Source organism: Rhodococcus sp. 06-235-1A (assembly GCF_002258785.1).
GTDB lineage: Bacteria > Actinomycetota > Actinomycetes > Mycobacteriales > Mycobacteriaceae > Rhodococcoides.
Genome location: NZ_NOYI01000020.1, coordinates 22,488 through 37,801, shown reverse-complemented (window position 1 = coordinate 37,801; position 15,314 = coordinate 22,488). Strand labels below are relative to the sequence as shown.

The window sequence follows — 15,314 nt, the reverse complement described above, 5'->3', positions numbered from 1 at the left end:
GCAACCGAATTCGGACTCACACTCGACTCATGAGCGAATCACCTCGAATGTTCCCGCCCGAACTTCGCAACCAACTTCTACGGCACCGAGTCCTGGTGCTCGACGGCCCCCTCGACGACGACAACGGCACCGTCCTCACCACTCACCTGCTGACGTTGGCAGCCGAGAATCCCTCCGCCGACATTGCACTGTGGATTCACTCCCCGGGAGGCTCGGTTCCCGCGATGCTCGCCATCCGGGACGTGATGCACCTCGTCCCCTGCGATGTCTCGACACTGGCGCTCGGGTTGGCCTGCAGCGCTGGTCAATTCCTCCTGTCCTCGGGTACACGCGGAAAGCGGTACGCTCTGCCGCACTCGAGGATCTTGATGCATCAGGGCTCCGCCGGCATCGGAGGGTCGGCCGTCGAAGTGGAGGTGCAGGCCAACGATCTGCGGCACACCCGCGATACCGTTCTCGGTCTCATCGCCGACGACACGGGGCAGACGCGCGAGCAGATCTTCGACGACTCCCTGCACGATCGCTGGTTCACCGCGGAGGCCGCACGTGAGTACGGGTTCGTCGACGCAATCGTCGACTCGTTCGATCAGGTCATGCCTGCGCGACGGGTGTCCTTCGGAATGGAGATGGCCCGATGAGCTCGTACACGATTCCCAATGTGATCACGCGAGATTCCCGCGGCGAACGCGTCGTCGACGTCTATTCGCACCTGCTCAGCGAGCGCATTGTTTATCTCGGCACCGGCATAGACGCCGGTGTGGCGAATGCAATGATCGCGCAACTGCTGCACTTGGAGGCCGACTCCCCCGACCAAGAGATTTCGATGTACATCAACTGCGAGGGCGGTGACACGGCCGCGATGCTGGCCGTCTACGACACGATGCAGTTCATCGGATCACCTGTTGCCACAACGTGTGTAGGCCAAGCCGTTGCAGCTGGTGCAGTGCTACTCGCCGCCGGGGCACCGGGGCGACGCTCTGCGCTGACCCACAGTCGGGTGGTGTTGCATCAACCTGCGGCGCAGGGACGCGGCACCATTCCCGATCTCATTCTGGCTGCCGACGAGGTCGTGCGCGTTCGGGCCGAGATGGAATCGATCCTCGCAAAACACACGGGACGCGACGTCGAGAAGCTTCGCCATGACACCGACCGCGATCTTGTGTTGACGGCCTCTGCCGCCCGCGAGTACGGCGTCGTCGACCAGGTACTCGAGGGTCGTCAGGCAGCCATCAACGTCGCATCTCCTCGCGACAGGTCGTGATGCGCCAGGCGTGAGATGTCCGCCATCGACGTGCCCAACGCACCGACGACGGCCGCAAGGATTTCGCTCGACGGGTCCTTGCGGCCGCGTTCGAGCTCCGACAAGTACTGCGGCGCAATGCCTGCGCGTGCAGCGGTATCGGCCAGAGTGTCGCCACGGGCGTGTCTGCGCTCGCGCAACCTTCGACCGACAACCTCGCGCCACAACGGTTCCACTGCGCGCGCTGCTCGACGTTCATCGATTCGTATGACCTCGCCCATGATCGGAGCCTAGGCCTCGATTCCGTGAAGGGTCGTCGATTCTGCTCAGAGCAGAGAGCCTGGTAGCACGAACGTCTTCGCAAAGCGCTTCTGCCAGGGCGTTTCCATGGCTCGACGCGAGTAACGTCGCCGGACGTAGTCGATGGCCGCGCCGCCGGGCACACCGTCGAGCGCGACGAGACACGCCAGTGCCGTGCCAGTGCGTCCGACGCCGCCTGTGCACGCAATCTCGACTCTCTCGGTTGCGCAGCGTCGCAATGCTTCTCGTAGTACGACCTCGAGGTCATTCGAGCTGGACGGGAGCCAGAAGTCGGGCCACCGAACCCACCGGCTGTCCCAGTCGAACTCGCCAGGATCCCTGCCCTGCAGGTAGACCCCGAGATCTGGCGAAGGTCCGTCCGGCATCGGGTCACGCAAGGCGCGTCCACGAACTACGCTGCCCGACGGCAACTGCAGCACGCCCGGGCTGTGTTCGTCCCACATTCGGTGCCGAGGGTCGGCAGTCACCTGCGTGCACCCGGCTTCGTCCACTCGATCGTGTGTCGAAACCCTATGCGGTGTTGCATCTTCGCACCCGGTAACAACTTGTCGACCATGTCCTTGATCTCGTCGAAACCCACCACGGGGTCCTTGACCGGGAACGGTGCAGGCGGTGCTGTCACCGGACTCGGCCACGGGCGGTGGAGAAATCCGATCAACGGATTGGTCACGATGGAGACGGCATCCCACAACAGATCTCGTACGCTTCGCGGTGGCGCAAGCCCGACGATGAGCACGCGTCCGCCCGGCGCGAGAATTCGTTCGACATGGCGCAAGGCATCGTCGATATCGAGGTGATGCAGGACGGCGACCAAGGTCACGAGATCGATGGAATCGTCTGCCCAGGAGTCGAGTTGGCGATCTGAAATCGACACATTGTGCACGTCGGCAGAGGTGATCTCTGCGATACGGCGCATCTCCGAATCGCGATCCGCCCCGGAGACCTGGTCGAAGTGCGGAGCCAGCGCACGCACCAGACCGCCTCGACCACAGCCCATGTCGACTGCACAGCCACGCCGGTCCGGCAGATTCGCCAGAATCCAACTGTGAAAGTAGTCGTTGTGACTCCATGGGTGTCGCTCGTTCAGCTCACGAACCCACTGGGCCCCTCTGCCTCCGATAAAGGACGTTCCCATTCGTCTCAGCACCACGGGATCCAGTATCCACGAAGCACGCCCGCGACGGCTGGATGAACGACGTCAACTGGCCAGCTTCACGATCAAGTTTCCACGATGGTCACCTGCCAGGAGTTCGTCCAGCGCAGTCATCGTTCGGCTCAGCGGCCCCTCCAGCACAGTGTGTGGAAAGGTGATCGCGCCCTGCGAGAACGAGGGGATGTAGTGGCCGATCCAAGCCCGGATCTGTTCGGGGGTATGCATGGTCGTGAACGGCCGGATCTGAATTTCCTTGACGATCGCGGTCATGATGTCCAAACGCGGATGTCCGCCGTGACCGCCGCCGATCTGTCCGGCGAGCGCCCCGCACAGCGCGAATCGCGCGCCGAACGCTGCGTGTCGGACGGCAGTCTCGAACTGCGTGCCGCCGATGGTGTCGAAGAAGACGGTGATGCCCTCCGGTGCGAGTTCACCGAGACGAGCGTCGAGATCCTCGTTCTTGTAGTCGATCGCCGCATCGAAGCCGAGCTGCTCGGTGAGGTAAGCGCATTTGTCCGGACCACCCGCGATACCGATCACCAACGCGGCGCCCTGCGCCCTGGCGATCTGTCCCGCGATCGACCCCACTCCACCTGCCGCGCCGCTGACCAGAACCACATCGCCCGTGCCAACTCCTACGATGTCGACCATGCCATGAAACGACGTGACACCTTGATTGAGCATGTACTCGGGGCCGGGGAACACTCCGTCGGGAACGGGAAATATCGCGTTCGACGCGATCGCGGTCAGGTCCCTCCACCCCTGGTTGTGCTGCACGACGGTTCCGAGCGCTATCTCCGATCGGGATTCCACGACCCGCCCGATCGCCGGCCCGTACAGGGGAGCACCGACCTCGAAGGCCGACAGCGGGAGACCCGGGTTCTCGAACATCAGGTCGGCATTCACAGCCACGATCTGTTGAAAAATGTTCTCTACGAGCACTTCTCCATCCGCGATAGGCCGCTGATCCGCGACTCGAACTTCCAGCAGCTCGGACGGCCGCTGACCCACATCGGTGCGGTGCGCGCGCAGAACTACCGCTGCAGTTTCGGTCGAATTCATCTCTGTTCCTCTCGACGGCGTGCGAGACCCGGTCTTCCAGGTGCGATGCCGACGGTAGGAACAGATGCGGACAGCTTCGGTCCTCTTGACCGATGGCCCGAATCACGTTGACGCCAACCACGCATCCAAGGCCTGTTGGACGCGTGATGGAGCTTCGAGCGGACTCAGGTGCCCCACGCCCGGAAGAGTGATCACCTGCGATCGCCCCGGCAACAACCGTCGCAGTCGATATGCCTGTTCGACGGGAATCCAGGGGTCTTGTTGACCCCATCCGATGGACGTGTCGCAGCGGACTAGGGGAAGTGCGTCGACGATCGGTTGCGTGTCCTCGGGCCGCAGTTCGGCGATCTGTCGGTAGAAAGCAGGCTGACCCTCGTCGGATATCCAGGGTTCGGTCAACATCGCCACGGCATCTCTGTGTAGTCGGTGATGTGATGCTCCTGCAATGTATTCGGAGACCAACGCCTTGTGCAGGGAAGCCGGCAACGCAGCGAAGACCTCACTGTTGTCCGCCACGAGCCTGAAGAATTCGGATCCCCACGGGTCCAGAGTCACCACGTCCCACAGGAACAAACTGCCGTAGTCGCGTCCGTGTATCAGGTGGGTGCCCAGGGCGACTGCACCGCCGATATCGTGCGCGACGACGAAGGGCTGCTCCAACTTCCAGTGGTCGAGCAACATCGCGAACCGTGACATCTGCGTGGCCAGGTCGGTCCGCACCCGAGATCCCCGTGCGGAGCGGCCGTATCCGGGCATGTCCCACAGGTAGACCCGATGCCCGACGCCGACGTGGCGGGCGGCCTGCGCCCAGACCTGCGCCGACCATGGAGTTCCATGGCAGAACACAACGTCAGCGGATGGCACGTCCACGTCGGGAGTCAGCTCGTAGGTCGCTACCGAATCGCCGCCCACGGACACGAAGACGGGCGCTGGTAGATCGAATCTGTCGATCGTCATGGCGATGAACGTAATACTTCAGGTTGACCTGAAGTCAACGTGAGAGCATCGGCGGGTGAAGATCGGAGAAGTTGCGCGGGCGCTCGACGTTCCGACCCATGTCCTGAGACATTGGGACGACGCCGGTGTTGTTGTGCCCGAACGCCTACCGTCGGGCCACCGTGACTACAGCGAGGAACATGTACGACGACTGCGGGTGTTGCGAGCCTGTCAAGGTGTTGGAATCAGCTTGGCCGATATTCGCCTGATACTTCATCGAGACGAGCCCGAACGAACCGCAGTCATCGAAGAACAACTGGCCCGAATACGACGGCAACAAGCCCAACTCGACGATGCCGAGCGCTTCCTCGAGCACGTCGTCTCGTGTACACATGATCTGCTCACCCGATGCGCGCAGTGCAGCGAGTACTCGACAGTGTCGATTCGATCGAAGTGAGACGGTGACATCATGAGCGGACCCGATTCATTCTCGGCGGTGGGTCCGTCCACTCGTGCATGGGTGAGTCGACACCTGAACGCCGGTGAACGAATCATCGAATCCGACACGCTATCCGGCGGTATCACTGCAGAGATGTGGAAGCTGACCGTCTCGACCAAAGTTGGATTCAGTCGCAACCTGGTGTTGCGTACCTACACGGATCCAGCCGAACTGCGCCATGCAGAGGATCGCTTGATGCGGGAAAGTGCAGCCCTGACAATGCTTTCGGGCTCGGCCGTGCAGGTCCCCGAACTGGTGGCATTCGATCCCACTGCTGCTCATTGTGAGTACCCGTCGCTCCTGATGACCCATCTGCCGGGTTCGACGGTTCTCTCCGACCCGGGCGTGGCCGAGCGGGTTCCGCTTCTCGCTCGGCAACTCGTCGAAATTCATGCGGTGAAGGCCGAACGCAGACCCCGTGAGTATCAGGCGATGACGACTGCAGAGTCCGTCGTGGTGCCCGTTGGGGCCGACGCGGAAGTATGGTCCGCCGCGATCGACGTACTACGCGGGCCTGTACCGACATACGAAGGACGAGTCCTGCATCGAGACTTCCAACCCGGGAACGTTCTGTTCGACGTATCGCAGAACGCCACGCCTCGAATCACCGGAGTTGTCGACTGGGCGGGGGCATCGTGGGGTCCGGCGGACCTCGACGTAGCGCACTGCTCGACCAACCTGGCTCTGCTGCACGGGCCACAGTGGGGACAGCGGTTCGCCTCTGCCTACGAAGAGGCCGGCGGCGTGTTCTCCGAAAGCGCACAAGCGCGGCACTACTGGCGCGTGCGCGACGCGCTGGCCTGCTCTGAGGAGTTGCAGTTGTGGGCTGCCCCGTGGCGCGAAGCGGGCCGCACCGACTTGATGGCACACGTTGTGGAGGATCGATTGGACGCGTACATCTCGACGCTGATGGACGCGCGTGGTCAGTGAGCTTCCAACACCTCCGCGAGTCTCTTCAGGTCTTCGGCGACAATTTCGAGATCGCGCTCGAATTCTTCGTCGCTCAGCTCGATCTGGCGGACCGTGAACAGTATTTCCGCACCATTCGGATGACTCAGTACCCGTACGGGATTGTTCACAACGGTCCCGGACGGCAAGGTGACGTCATGATCGAGAACGCCGAGGTCGTTGTGTGGCACGAAGCGGACTGTCACCTGCCCCATCGGCGATTCAGCGAGAAGTCGGTCGCCCTCGATGGTCACGGGACTGTTCGCCAATCCTGCTGCCCATCTCGGGAGGTTCGCCGGGTTCGCCGCGAACTCGTACACCTCCTCGGGTGTGCGCCTTATGACTCGACTGACGTGTCGACTTGCTACAGCGGGTTCGTGGTTCATACCAGTGACGCTACGTACGAGGAGCTTTCGCCGCGCGAGAATTGCGCCACCAGCATCCTCACCTGAGGAAGACCGGATCAGATCCACGCATACGTCGGAAACGATCAACCACCGGTCACCCAGGCGAGATTCCCGCTGTCGACATCGGCGATGACCTGGTCGAGCCATTCAGCGTCGTGGGCGAGCTTCGAGCGCATGTAGTGAGCTTCGATCATGTGCAGCCGGGGCACGTCGGTCTTGCTCAGCACATCGTCCAGTCGAGCAACTCCGGCCCGGACCGCTGAGGCTCGCGCGGACAGCAACTCGCGGGCGTCCTCTTTGTCGAGAATGCCGACATACGCAAGTGCAGTCGTGAATGCGTGTCCGTTCGTGAGTTCCGAATCCATGACTTGTCGAATCACGTTCTGCCTGAGTGCTTCCACACCCTCGGGAGTTATTTCGACGGTTGGAGGCGTTCGAGAGTCGTCGTTTCGAATCCAGCCTTCCGCGCGGAGCCGCTCGATCAGCGTGTAGACAGTGCCGTTTCGCACGGTCATGTGCGCGTGACGAGACCGAAGCTCGGTGAAGATCGCGTACGAGTGCCGGGGTTCTTCGACGAGCAACCCGAGGATCGGTAGGACCAGCGGATTCAGCAGAGCATTGGTCGGCACAGATCCAGAATAGACACAATGACCGTATACGGCTACCGTTCTCGAGGAATTGACCGTATACGGCTAAGGGGAACCGATGATCTTCGGCATATGGCCCGGCGTGGTGAACGCGGATTTGGTGACATTTCAGTCTGTCGACGCCCCGCCCGAGCGGCCGGATGAAACACTGGCTGCGTTGACCGAGCTGCAGGGACGTGCCGAGCGATTCTATATCAGATGTTTCCGCCATTTCGGCTCCGGCGTAGGCGATTTCGCAAATATCGAAGCTACTCCTACGAACCCCGCTGTGTATGCCGGCGGTGGGCGACAAATCGACCTCGTCTGTAGCTACCAATCCCCCGAGCCGGACGCCGAAGGGTTCGCGCGGTTCGTGCGGAAGGCAGTGAACGACGTGCACGCTTGGGGCGGTGGCAAGGTTCAGATCGGCGAGGAGCTGAATATGCCTGCACCGCTCGATGGCGGTAGCCCCGGCTGCTTCGAGGCCGTCTCCGCAGCGGTGGCAGCCGCTGTGGACGAGCGCGCGCGGACAGGTGCCGATGTCCTCATCGGTGTGAACGCAGCCGGGCTTGCCGATGACCACTTCTGGCAACGCCTTGCAGGCTCGCTGACTCCAGCCCTGGTTGCTCAGCTCGACTACCTGGGACTCGATTTCTTCCCCGATGTCTTCCATCCGGTTCCACTGCACGAGATTTCGGACGCGACAACCTATCTCGTACGCACAGCACGACATCGCGCTACTGTCGCCGGCTTCTCCTCTGCCCTCCCGTTTCACGTCACCGAAACCGGGTGGCCGACAGGAGCGGGCCGGCACGAAGCCACACAAGCGCAGATCCTCGAACTGGTTGCCGAGGCAGTCGTCAACGCGAACTGCGATGTTACGGTCTACGAAGTCTTCGGCCTGAGGGACATCGTCACCGACGACCGATGGCAGAACGAGTGGGGCGTACTTCGCGACGACTACACCCGAAAACCCGGGTTCGACGCACTCTGCCGCCTGTTCGCACGCCACCGCTGAGGCCTACTCGGCAAGGGCCGAGCTGTTGTATCGCGGCGTTCGCATCCGGATCTGGAAGTCGAGCCGAGCCGCGACTATCACTGAGCCAGAATCACCTCGAGCGCACCTGCCGATTCCAGACGATGCACGCACCTTGTCATTCGTGTTGTCGCACCACGCGTACGACCATTTCCTCGTTGGGTTCCGATGGACTGAAGTGAAGTACGAGGACTGGGCGGCGCGTTCGGTGCTCGACAAAGCGCGCCGACTCGACCCGTGAAAGTTCGATACTCCACCAGGGTTGCTCCCCGCCGCCCTGGGATGACGACGGGGAACCCTCGAACCTAGACGAGCGACGCCGACAGACCTCCGTCCAGGATGTAGTGGCTTCCGGTGATCCACGACGCCCGGTCGGAGGCGAGGAACAGCGTCACTTCCGCGATGTCCTCGGGAGTGCCCAGCCGTCCCTGCTTGGCGGCGACGAGGTCACCGAACGGAATCTGCGTCGCAGCTTCGAAGTCCGGGACCAATCGATCGACCATTGCGGTATCGGCAAATCCGGGGCACACCGCGTTCACTCGCACTCCCGATGCACGCATCTCGATGGCCGCGACGCGGGTGAGCTGAATGACCGCAGCTTTTGTCGCGCAGTAGGACCCGAGCAACGCTGTGCCACCGACGCCGGCGAGCGAGGCGATGTTGACGATGTTGCCCTTCGACTCGACCAGCGCACCGATCGCGGCCTTCATCACCAGGAACGTGCCCTTGACGTTGACGGAGTAGATCTTGTCGAAGCTCTCCGTCGACTGCTGGAGCAGCGGCGACGACACTTCGATTCCCGCGTTGTTGACGACGATGTCGAGTCCACCGAGAATCTCCACGGCCTGTGCCACCGCGCTCTGCACCTGACTCTCGTCGGACACATCGCAGTTCGCGATGCCGGCGGCACCGATCTCTTCGGCCGTCTTCGCTGCTGCGCCTTCGTCGATGTCGCTGACGACGACGCGTGCACCGCGCTCGATGAACATCTGGGAGATGGCTTTTCCGATACCTGCACCGGATCCGGTCACGAATACTCGCTTACCCTCGAACTCGGTCATACTGTGCTTCCTTTCGATGAGGAGTGGGACATGGTGCTGCGCACTTCGGTCTTCAGAATCTTCCCCACCTTGGAGCGGGGAAGATCGGTCCATATCTGAATCTGCTTGGGAGCCTTGACACTTCCGATCAGCGCCTTCACATGGGCAATCAGATCCTCGACGGAGGCATCGCGACCCGATCGCAGAAGAACTGCGGCGGTGACGCGTTCACCCCATTTGTCGTCGGGTAGTCCGACAACGGCGCATTCCTTCACCGACGGATGCGACAGCAGGGCTTGCTCCACCTCGGCCGAGTACACGTTGAATCCGCCGGTGATGATCATGTCCTTGGCACGGTCTACGACGTACAGATAACCGTCGCCGTCGAGGTACCCGATGTCACCGGTGTGGTGCCAGCCGTGTGCACCGACTTCGGCGGTGGCGTCGGGATTCTCGTGATACCCCTGCATCACCAAGGGCCCGCGAACCACAATCTCTCCGCGCTCGCCGCGCTCGGTCAATCCACCATCGTCGTTCATGATCGCCACCGTCGTCAGGGGCGTCGGCTTGCCTGCCGAACTCAGTCGCTCGGTGGCGATCGATCCGTCGCTGCGGAAGTGATCGGCCGGAGCGAGTGTTGCGATCATGTTCGGTGCCTCTGTCTGGCCGAAGAGCTGACCGAGAACCGGCCCGATCCGGGTCAGTGCCTCCTCCAGTCGTGTCGGCGACATCGGCGCGGCTCCATACCAGAGGCACCTCAGCGACGACAGATCCGTGACGTCGAGGTCCGGATGATCGAGCACACCGTAGATCACCGTCGGCGGCAGAAACGCGTGGGTGATCCCGTGTTGTTCGATGAGGGACAGGAACTTCCCGATGTCCGGATTGCCCATGACAACCACATGTCCGCCGAGACTGAGGATGGGAAACGTCAGCACGCCGGCAGAATGAGTCAGCGGCGCAAGAGCCAGGTACCGAGGCCGATCCCCAAAGGGATAGCTCATGAGTGCTGTTGCCGTGGAGGTCATCATGTTCTCCTCGGTCAGCCTCACCCCCTTGGGTTTTCCCGTCGTACCGCCGGTGCCGGCGATCATGCACAACCCGTCCGCCGATCGTCTCTCGGCAACAGAATCCGAGCCGTGTTCGACGAGCCATCGCTCGTACGAGACTGCCCATGGCACGTCGCCGTCCAGACAGACGAGCCATTCCAGCCGAGGCAGCAGATCGCGAATGCGACCGACGAGATCCGCGAAGGCTTTCTGAAAGAACAGGAATCGACAGCCGAACAGGTCGAACAGTTGCCGGTTCTCATCGGCTTCGTTGCGTGGATTGATAGGGCACCACACCGCCCCCGCCCGCGAGATCGCGAATACGCAGGTCAGCGCGAGCGGGTCGTTGGCAGAGAGCACCGCGACCCGATCACCTGCCTCGATCCCGTTGTGCTGCAACGCAGCGGCGATGGTCACCGTGTCGTCGTACACCTGCCCGTAGTTTCGGGTGGTGTCACCGATGGTGAGACACGGTGCATCTCGCCCGAGAGAGACTCCTTTGTCGAGATAGTCGGACAGCCGCATCGGCCCTGTCCTCAGCTGTGTGCGGTGACGATGGGTTCGAGAACCAGCCCGAACGCGCGAAGCACGCCGAGCAGTTCCCGATGTCCGAATGCTTGGCAGCTCGAGGCGAATCCGACCTTCTTCGGCGGTCCCTGCAGCAGATGCGCCGCCGCATAGGCGTTGAGCAGGGCCGTCTGCTTGTAATTGCAGTTGCCGTGGATGACGGTGTGCACACGACCGAGTGGCCCCGACGCGTAGACAGAGTCGAGTGAGGTGTTGATGCGAGGGTTCTCCCGTGGGGGCGTCTCGCTGCGCACCGACGACGACACCGTGTCGATGATCTGGTACTTCTCCGCATCGGATTTGCCTTCCATCTGAGCCAGTGCGGCAGAGATGATTTGGGGTACCGCGAGCATCAACGGCTTGTTGATGACACCGCCGAGGGCGCGGGCGTTCGCTACCCGAGGGTCGTTCTTGAACCACACCGGATGGGATGTCCCACCCCAGGGAAGCGCCAGGCCCAGATCGTGTTGGCCGGGCACAACGACCTGCATGACGCCGTCGTCCGGCCATTCGACGTACTCGTTCTGCTCCAGGTAGTAGGCCTTGGAGAACGCGGCGTTGGTCAGGATCGTGTTCGTCGACGCGACCGTCGGGTGTCCCTTCCAGAAGACCTCGATGTCGAGTGTGTCCAGCCCCGGCGTCTCGAGGCAGATGTTGGCTGCGATCTCACCGATGCTGTACATCTGCGCCAAACCTGGTGTGAGCACGAGGTTTCGGGATGCGAACTCGGCTCCGTACTTGGCCTCGGCATCGATCATCCAGTCCTGCTCACCGGTGGTGTCGGTGTAGTGCGCACCGATCTCGATGCACGCCTGAGCAACTTCGTGTCCGTATCGCGAGAACGGTCCGACTGTGTTGAGGACGATCTCGGCACCGCGAAACGCCTCGGCAAGGGCCTGCGCAGTGTGTTCCACCTCGACGACGTCGTGTTCGACGGTCTCGATTCCCGGAACCACGTCGAGAATGCCCTTGACCCGGCCTTCGTCACGTCCGGCGGCCAGGAACGGAATGTTGTACTCGCGCAGGTATTCACAGATCAGTCGGCCGGTGTATCCCGACGCTCCGTAGACGACGACGCGCTTGTCGGTTGGCATGAAAAGTCCTCTCGTGATCGGCCCGTCCGCACGGCGGACCGAGATGGGGTCGAGACTTCGGGCACCGGAGGGGACGTAGGGAACATCCGCCCTTCTGACGTGTGCCGTGGCTCACACTAAGATAGAATTTGTACAGACGTCAAGCTTTTTCTTGACGACTGCCCAGGATTTGCGCGACGCCGAAGTTCGCCGTTCGGCCGTCGGGCATACACTGGTGACGACCACGCGCGGAAAGGACACGGACCATGACCCAGACCGCTGATCCGCGCGCGCGTATCGAAGAGCGCGCCCGCAACAAGTTCGAGTCCAAGCGGACCGAGCTGGCCGAGGCGACGCTGCACACACTGGCCGAATTGGGTTATGCGCGCACGTCACTGCGGGAGATCGCACAGAATTCCGAGTACTCACACGGCGTGCTGCACTACTACTTCACCGACAAACTCGACCTGATCACGCACGCCGTTCGCCAGTACGAGGCCATCTGCGTCACTCGTTACGACGAAGTCGTGGCAAACGCGGTCGATGCCACCGGCCTGTACGCGGACTTCGAGGCGAAGTACTTCGCCACTCTGGCAGCGGACGCCGGCATCCATCGGCTCTGGTACGACCTGCGGAATCAAGCGTTGTTCGACGGCTCGTTCCGTAGCGACGTGCTCGAGATCGAAGAGCGTCGTGAGGACATGATCTGGCGCGTCGTATCTCGATACTGCGAACTTCGCGGCACCACTCCTGCGCTCGACAAAGCCTCCGCCTACATCCTGCTCGACGGCATTTTCCAGCGCGCACTCCTGCATCATCTGGCAGGCAATGCAGCGGAGATCGCCGCCGCGCATGGCCAGCTACATGCCGCGTTCGCGTTACTGGATTGCTCGACGCCTCAGTAGGTTCCCGGCCGAGTGCCCGTGTAGATGCCCGGCACTCGAAAGCGCAGGGGCGCTTCGTCGTATTCCTCCAGGGCGTGTGCTGTCCACCCGGCAATGCGCGCGAATGCGAACAGCATCTCCGGCGTGTCTGCCCTGAGCCCGTAGGCGAGGGTGAACGTGGCGAGAGCGAAGTCCGAGTTGGGGAAAGTATCGAAGCGATTGCTCACCTGCTCGATGACGACGTCGGCCGCAGCGATCACGGAGGGGTCGGCACCGTGGGCAGGTACTCTGAGCAGCCTGAGCAGCTCCTCGGCGCGAGGGTCGCGATCGGTGTAGATGACGTGCCCGAATCCTGGTATCTGCGCTCCCGACCTCAATTGTGTTGCAAGAGCGGCTATCGGATCATCGATCGCTGTCGACAGGAATCGAGACACGGGGTCGGCAGCGGAACCGTGCAGGGGGCCGTCGATGCACCCCAGTCCTGCAGCAACAACCGAATACAGATTCGCCCGGGTACTTGCCGCCACCCGGACTCCGAGGGTCGAGGCGGCCAGCCCGTGATCGGCCATCAGCACCAGCGCGGCCTGTAGCGGCACCAGCCCGCGCAGATCGGATGCACCGGTCTTCACCGAGTTCCAGATTGCCTCTGCCACAGTCAGTGTCAGGGATGCGTCGCCGAGTGCCGCCGCCACAGTGGCCAACAGATGACCTGCCTCCTGCACCACCGAGGTGAAACCGATGTCGAATCGCAGCGGGCGGTAGGTCGACGCCACGTCGACGACAATGCGTATCCGATCGATCACGCGACAATCCGGTGCCACCAGCCTCAACGCTTCCCGACATCGTTGCACCACAATCGAATCGGCATGAAATCGCACATCGTCCAGCAGTTCACCCGTCCAGACGAAGTGTGCGACCGACTCGAACGAGCACGCACTGAGCTCCACCGCATCACGCCCCCGGTAGTACAGATGCTCGCCCTCGATCAATGTGGTCTGGGTGCGAATACGTTCCACTGCACCGATATCGGTGCGGCGAGCCGTGTCGCGGCCGGCGAGCGATTCCACCTCGTCGACGTCGAACACGCTCCCCCGCACTCCGGGCAACCGGGTGCTGGTCAGCAACCCGCGGCTGACGTAGGCGTACACCGTTTCCGGTTTGATGCCCAGCCGAGCCGCCGCCTGGGCGGTGGTCAGCAGATTTCGGCCGTCGGTCGGTGCCATGTACACCTTTCACATTGATCCGATCAACATTGACAACAATCAACAGTAACGCGGATCGTAGGGGTTGACCAGCACGAAGGAGATCAATCATGACCGTTCTCGAAGCCCCACGCGGGCTGCACAACGTCGTCGTCACCACCACGTCGATCGGAGACGTGCGGGGCGACGAGGGTTTCTACCACTACCGCCAGTACTCGGCGATCGACCTGGCCCTGACGGGCACGTTCGAAGACGCTTGGTTCTTGATGGTCGAAGGCCGGCTGCCGAGCGACACCGAACGCGCCGAGTTCCTGCGCACGGTGGCACCTCTGCGAGTGCTGCCCGATGACGTCGCGGCGGCCGTGAAGACGGTGGCGCATTCAGGACCCGAGCGGCCCCTCTTCGCACTGCGGACGGTGCTGTCGGGGTTGGCCGGCGCGATACCCCTGTACGAGGCGTCGGAGTCCGACAAGCGGACGACAGCACTGCGCCTGTGTGCGATGACTCCGACGATTTTGGCTGCGGTGCACAGGCTTCGGGGCGGCTTGGAGCCCGTCGAGCCGCGTGCGGATTTGACGACCGCTCAGAACTGGCTTTTCATGATCACCGGAGAAGTACCCGACAACGACCGTGCCCGGGCCGTCGACCGCTACCTCACTGCAACGATCGATCACGGATTCAACGCCTCGACGTTCACTGCGCGAGTTGTCGCTTCGACGGGGTCGGACATCGCGTCCGCGGTGTGCGCCGCGATCGGGGCGTTTGCCGGTCCGTTGCACGGAGGTGCGCCGGATCGCGCCCTCGACGGGCTGGACGAGATTGCCGACATCGACTCCGCCGATGAGTGGGCGCGCTCCAAAATTGCTGCAGGCGAGCGCATCATGGGCTTCGGTCATCCAGTGTATCGAACCGATGACCCCCGATCGGTGATGCTGCGCGAGACTGCGCAGGAGATGGGCGGAGAGCTCATCGACAAGGCTGTGCAGGTCGAGAAGGTCATCGCTGCTGCTCTCGCCGATCTGAAGCCGGATCGCAAGCTGTACGCCAATGTCGAGTACTACGCGGGCGTCGTCATGGAACTGTGCGGAATACCGCGTTCCATGTTCACCCCCACGTTCGCATGCAGTCGAATGGTGGGGTGGTGCGCCAACATCGTCGAGCAGTCCCACGACAGCAAGATCATTCGCCCGATCGCCCGCTACGACGGTCCAGCGCCTTCGGCAGTGGTGCGGATAGGTGCCGCCCAGGGCACTTGAGCACTCCACTGTGGC

General features: G+C 62.4%; 18 protein-coding genes. 7 read left to right on the top strand and 11 right to left on the bottom strand.

Going from position 1 to position 15,314, the window contains the following annotated elements; translation table 11 throughout:
* Window positions 1-29 precede the first annotated feature (29 nt).
* On the top strand, window positions 30-638 hold the full coding sequence (locus CH275_RS18355) for a ClpP family protease (protein WP_094679735.1): 609 nt from the start codon (window positions 30-32) through the stop codon (window positions 636-638).
* Window positions 635-1,261 carry a ClpP family protease gene (locus CH275_RS18350; protein ID WP_094679734.1) on the top strand — a complete coding sequence of 209 codons (627 nt, stop codon included), beginning with the start codon at window positions 635-637 and terminating at the stop codon, window positions 1,259-1,261. The genes CH275_RS18355 and CH275_RS18350 overlap by 4 nt, the downstream gene beginning before the upstream one ends.
* Here the strand turns inward: CH275_RS18350 and CH275_RS18345 are convergent.
* From CH275_RS18345 to CH275_RS18325, 5 genes are all read right to left on the bottom strand, one after another.
* The gene (locus tag CH275_RS18345) at window positions 1,219-1,521 is read right to left on the bottom strand and encodes a helix-turn-helix domain-containing protein (RefSeq protein ID WP_256991108.1); all 303 of its coding nucleotides are present in this window, start codon (window positions 1,519-1,521) and stop codon (window positions 1,219-1,221) included. The genes CH275_RS18350 and CH275_RS18345 overlap by 43 nt on opposite strands.
* A gap of 45 nt (window positions 1,522-1,566) precedes the next feature.
* The gene (locus CH275_RS18340) at window positions 1,567-2,004 is read right to left on the bottom strand and encodes a protein-tyrosine phosphatase family protein (RefSeq protein ID WP_094679841.1); all 438 of its coding nucleotides are present in this window, start codon (window positions 2,002-2,004) and stop codon (window positions 1,567-1,569) included.
* Between the two features lie 20 nt (window positions 2,005-2,024).
* Window positions 2,025-2,696 (bottom strand): class I SAM-dependent methyltransferase, encoded by a 672-nt coding sequence (locus CH275_RS18335; RefSeq protein ID WP_094679733.1) that lies wholly within the window; start codon window positions 2,694-2,696, stop codon window positions 2,025-2,027.
* 63 nt (window positions 2,697-2,759) lie between these two features.
* On the bottom strand, window positions 2,760-3,776 hold the full coding sequence (locus tag CH275_RS18330; protein WP_094679732.1) for an MDR family NADP-dependent oxidoreductase: 1,017 nt from the start codon (window positions 3,774-3,776) through the stop codon (window positions 2,760-2,762).
* Between the two features lie 102 nt (window positions 3,777-3,878).
* On the bottom strand, window positions 3,879-4,733 hold the full coding sequence (locus CH275_RS18325; protein ID WP_094679731.1) for an alpha/beta fold hydrolase: 855 nt from the start codon (window positions 4,731-4,733) through the stop codon (window positions 3,879-3,881).
* Window positions 4,734-4,788: 55 nt separating this feature from the next.
* Between CH275_RS18325 and CH275_RS18320 the strand changes: the two genes are divergently transcribed.
* Together CH275_RS18320 and CH275_RS18315 are read left to right on the top strand one after the other, a co-directional pair.
* Window positions 4,789-5,169 (top strand): MerR family transcriptional regulator, encoded by a 381-nt coding sequence (locus tag CH275_RS18320; RefSeq protein WP_094679730.1) that lies wholly within the window; start codon window positions 4,789-4,791, stop codon window positions 5,167-5,169.
* A gap of 12 nt (window positions 5,170-5,181) precedes the next feature.
* Window positions 5,182-6,141 (top strand): phosphotransferase family protein, encoded by a 960-nt coding sequence (locus tag CH275_RS18315; RefSeq protein WP_094679729.1) that lies wholly within the window; start codon window positions 5,182-5,184, stop codon window positions 6,139-6,141.
* Here the strand turns inward: CH275_RS18315 and CH275_RS18310 are convergent.
* Complete coding sequence (locus CH275_RS18310) at window positions 6,135-6,545, bottom strand: polyketide cyclase (RefSeq protein ID WP_094679728.1); 411 nt, start codon at window positions 6,543-6,545, stop codon at window positions 6,135-6,137. The genes CH275_RS18315 and CH275_RS18310 overlap by 7 nt on opposite strands.
* 104 nt (window positions 6,546-6,649) lie before the next feature.
* On the bottom strand, window positions 6,650-7,195 hold the full coding sequence (locus tag CH275_RS18305) for a PadR family transcriptional regulator (protein ID WP_094679727.1): 546 nt from the start codon (window positions 7,193-7,195) through the stop codon (window positions 6,650-6,652).
* 76 nt (window positions 7,196-7,271) lie between these two features.
* Between CH275_RS18305 and CH275_RS18300 the strand changes: the two genes are divergently transcribed.
* Window positions 7,272-8,210 (top strand): hypothetical protein, encoded by a 939-nt coding sequence (locus CH275_RS18300; protein ID WP_094679726.1) that lies wholly within the window; start codon window positions 7,272-7,274, stop codon window positions 8,208-8,210.
* A gap of 323 nt (window positions 8,211-8,533) precedes the next feature.
* On the opposite strand, the gene CH275_RS18290 is transcribed toward CH275_RS18300, so the two are convergent.
* The 3 genes from CH275_RS18290 to CH275_RS18280 are packed head-to-tail and all read right to left on the bottom strand — an operon-like array spanning window position 8,534 to window position 11,978.
* On the bottom strand, window positions 8,534-9,289 hold the full coding sequence (locus CH275_RS18290; RefSeq protein ID WP_032396155.1) for an SDR family NAD(P)-dependent oxidoreductase: 756 nt from the start codon (window positions 9,287-9,289) through the stop codon (window positions 8,534-8,536).
* Entirely contained in the window at window positions 9,286-10,842 is a 1,557-nt protein-coding gene (locus CH275_RS18285) for an acyl-CoA synthetase (RefSeq protein WP_094679724.1), read from the bottom strand. The genes CH275_RS18290 and CH275_RS18285 overlap by 4 nt, the downstream gene beginning before the upstream one ends.
* A gap of 11 nt (window positions 10,843-10,853) precedes the next feature.
* The gene (locus CH275_RS18280; RefSeq protein WP_094679723.1) at window positions 10,854-11,978 is read right to left on the bottom strand and encodes a DUF5938 domain-containing protein; all 1,125 of its coding nucleotides are present in this window, start codon (window positions 11,976-11,978) and stop codon (window positions 10,854-10,856) included.
* A 245-nt stretch (window positions 11,979-12,223) separates the two neighbouring features.
* Here CH275_RS18280 and CH275_RS18275 point away from each other — a divergent pair, with 245 nt between their 5' ends.
* Window positions 12,224-12,862, top strand: coding sequence for a TetR/AcrR family transcriptional regulator (locus CH275_RS18275; protein ID WP_094679722.1), 639 nt, complete (start codon window positions 12,224-12,226; stop codon window positions 12,860-12,862).
* Here CH275_RS18275 and CH275_RS18270 read toward each other — a convergent pair.
* On the bottom strand, window positions 12,856-14,064 hold the full coding sequence (locus tag CH275_RS18270; RefSeq protein ID WP_094679721.1) for a citrate synthase: 1,209 nt from the start codon (window positions 14,062-14,064) through the stop codon (window positions 12,856-12,858). The two genes, CH275_RS18275 and CH275_RS18270, sit on opposite strands and share 7 nt — an antisense overlap.
* Before the next feature lie 89 nt (window positions 14,065-14,153).
* Between CH275_RS18270 and CH275_RS18265 the strand changes: the two genes are divergently transcribed.
* Window positions 14,154-15,299 (top strand): citrate/2-methylcitrate synthase, encoded by a 1,146-nt coding sequence (locus CH275_RS18265; RefSeq protein WP_094679720.1) that lies wholly within the window; start codon window positions 14,154-14,156, stop codon window positions 15,297-15,299.
* The last annotated feature ends 15 nt before the right edge of the window (window positions 15,300-15,314 follow it).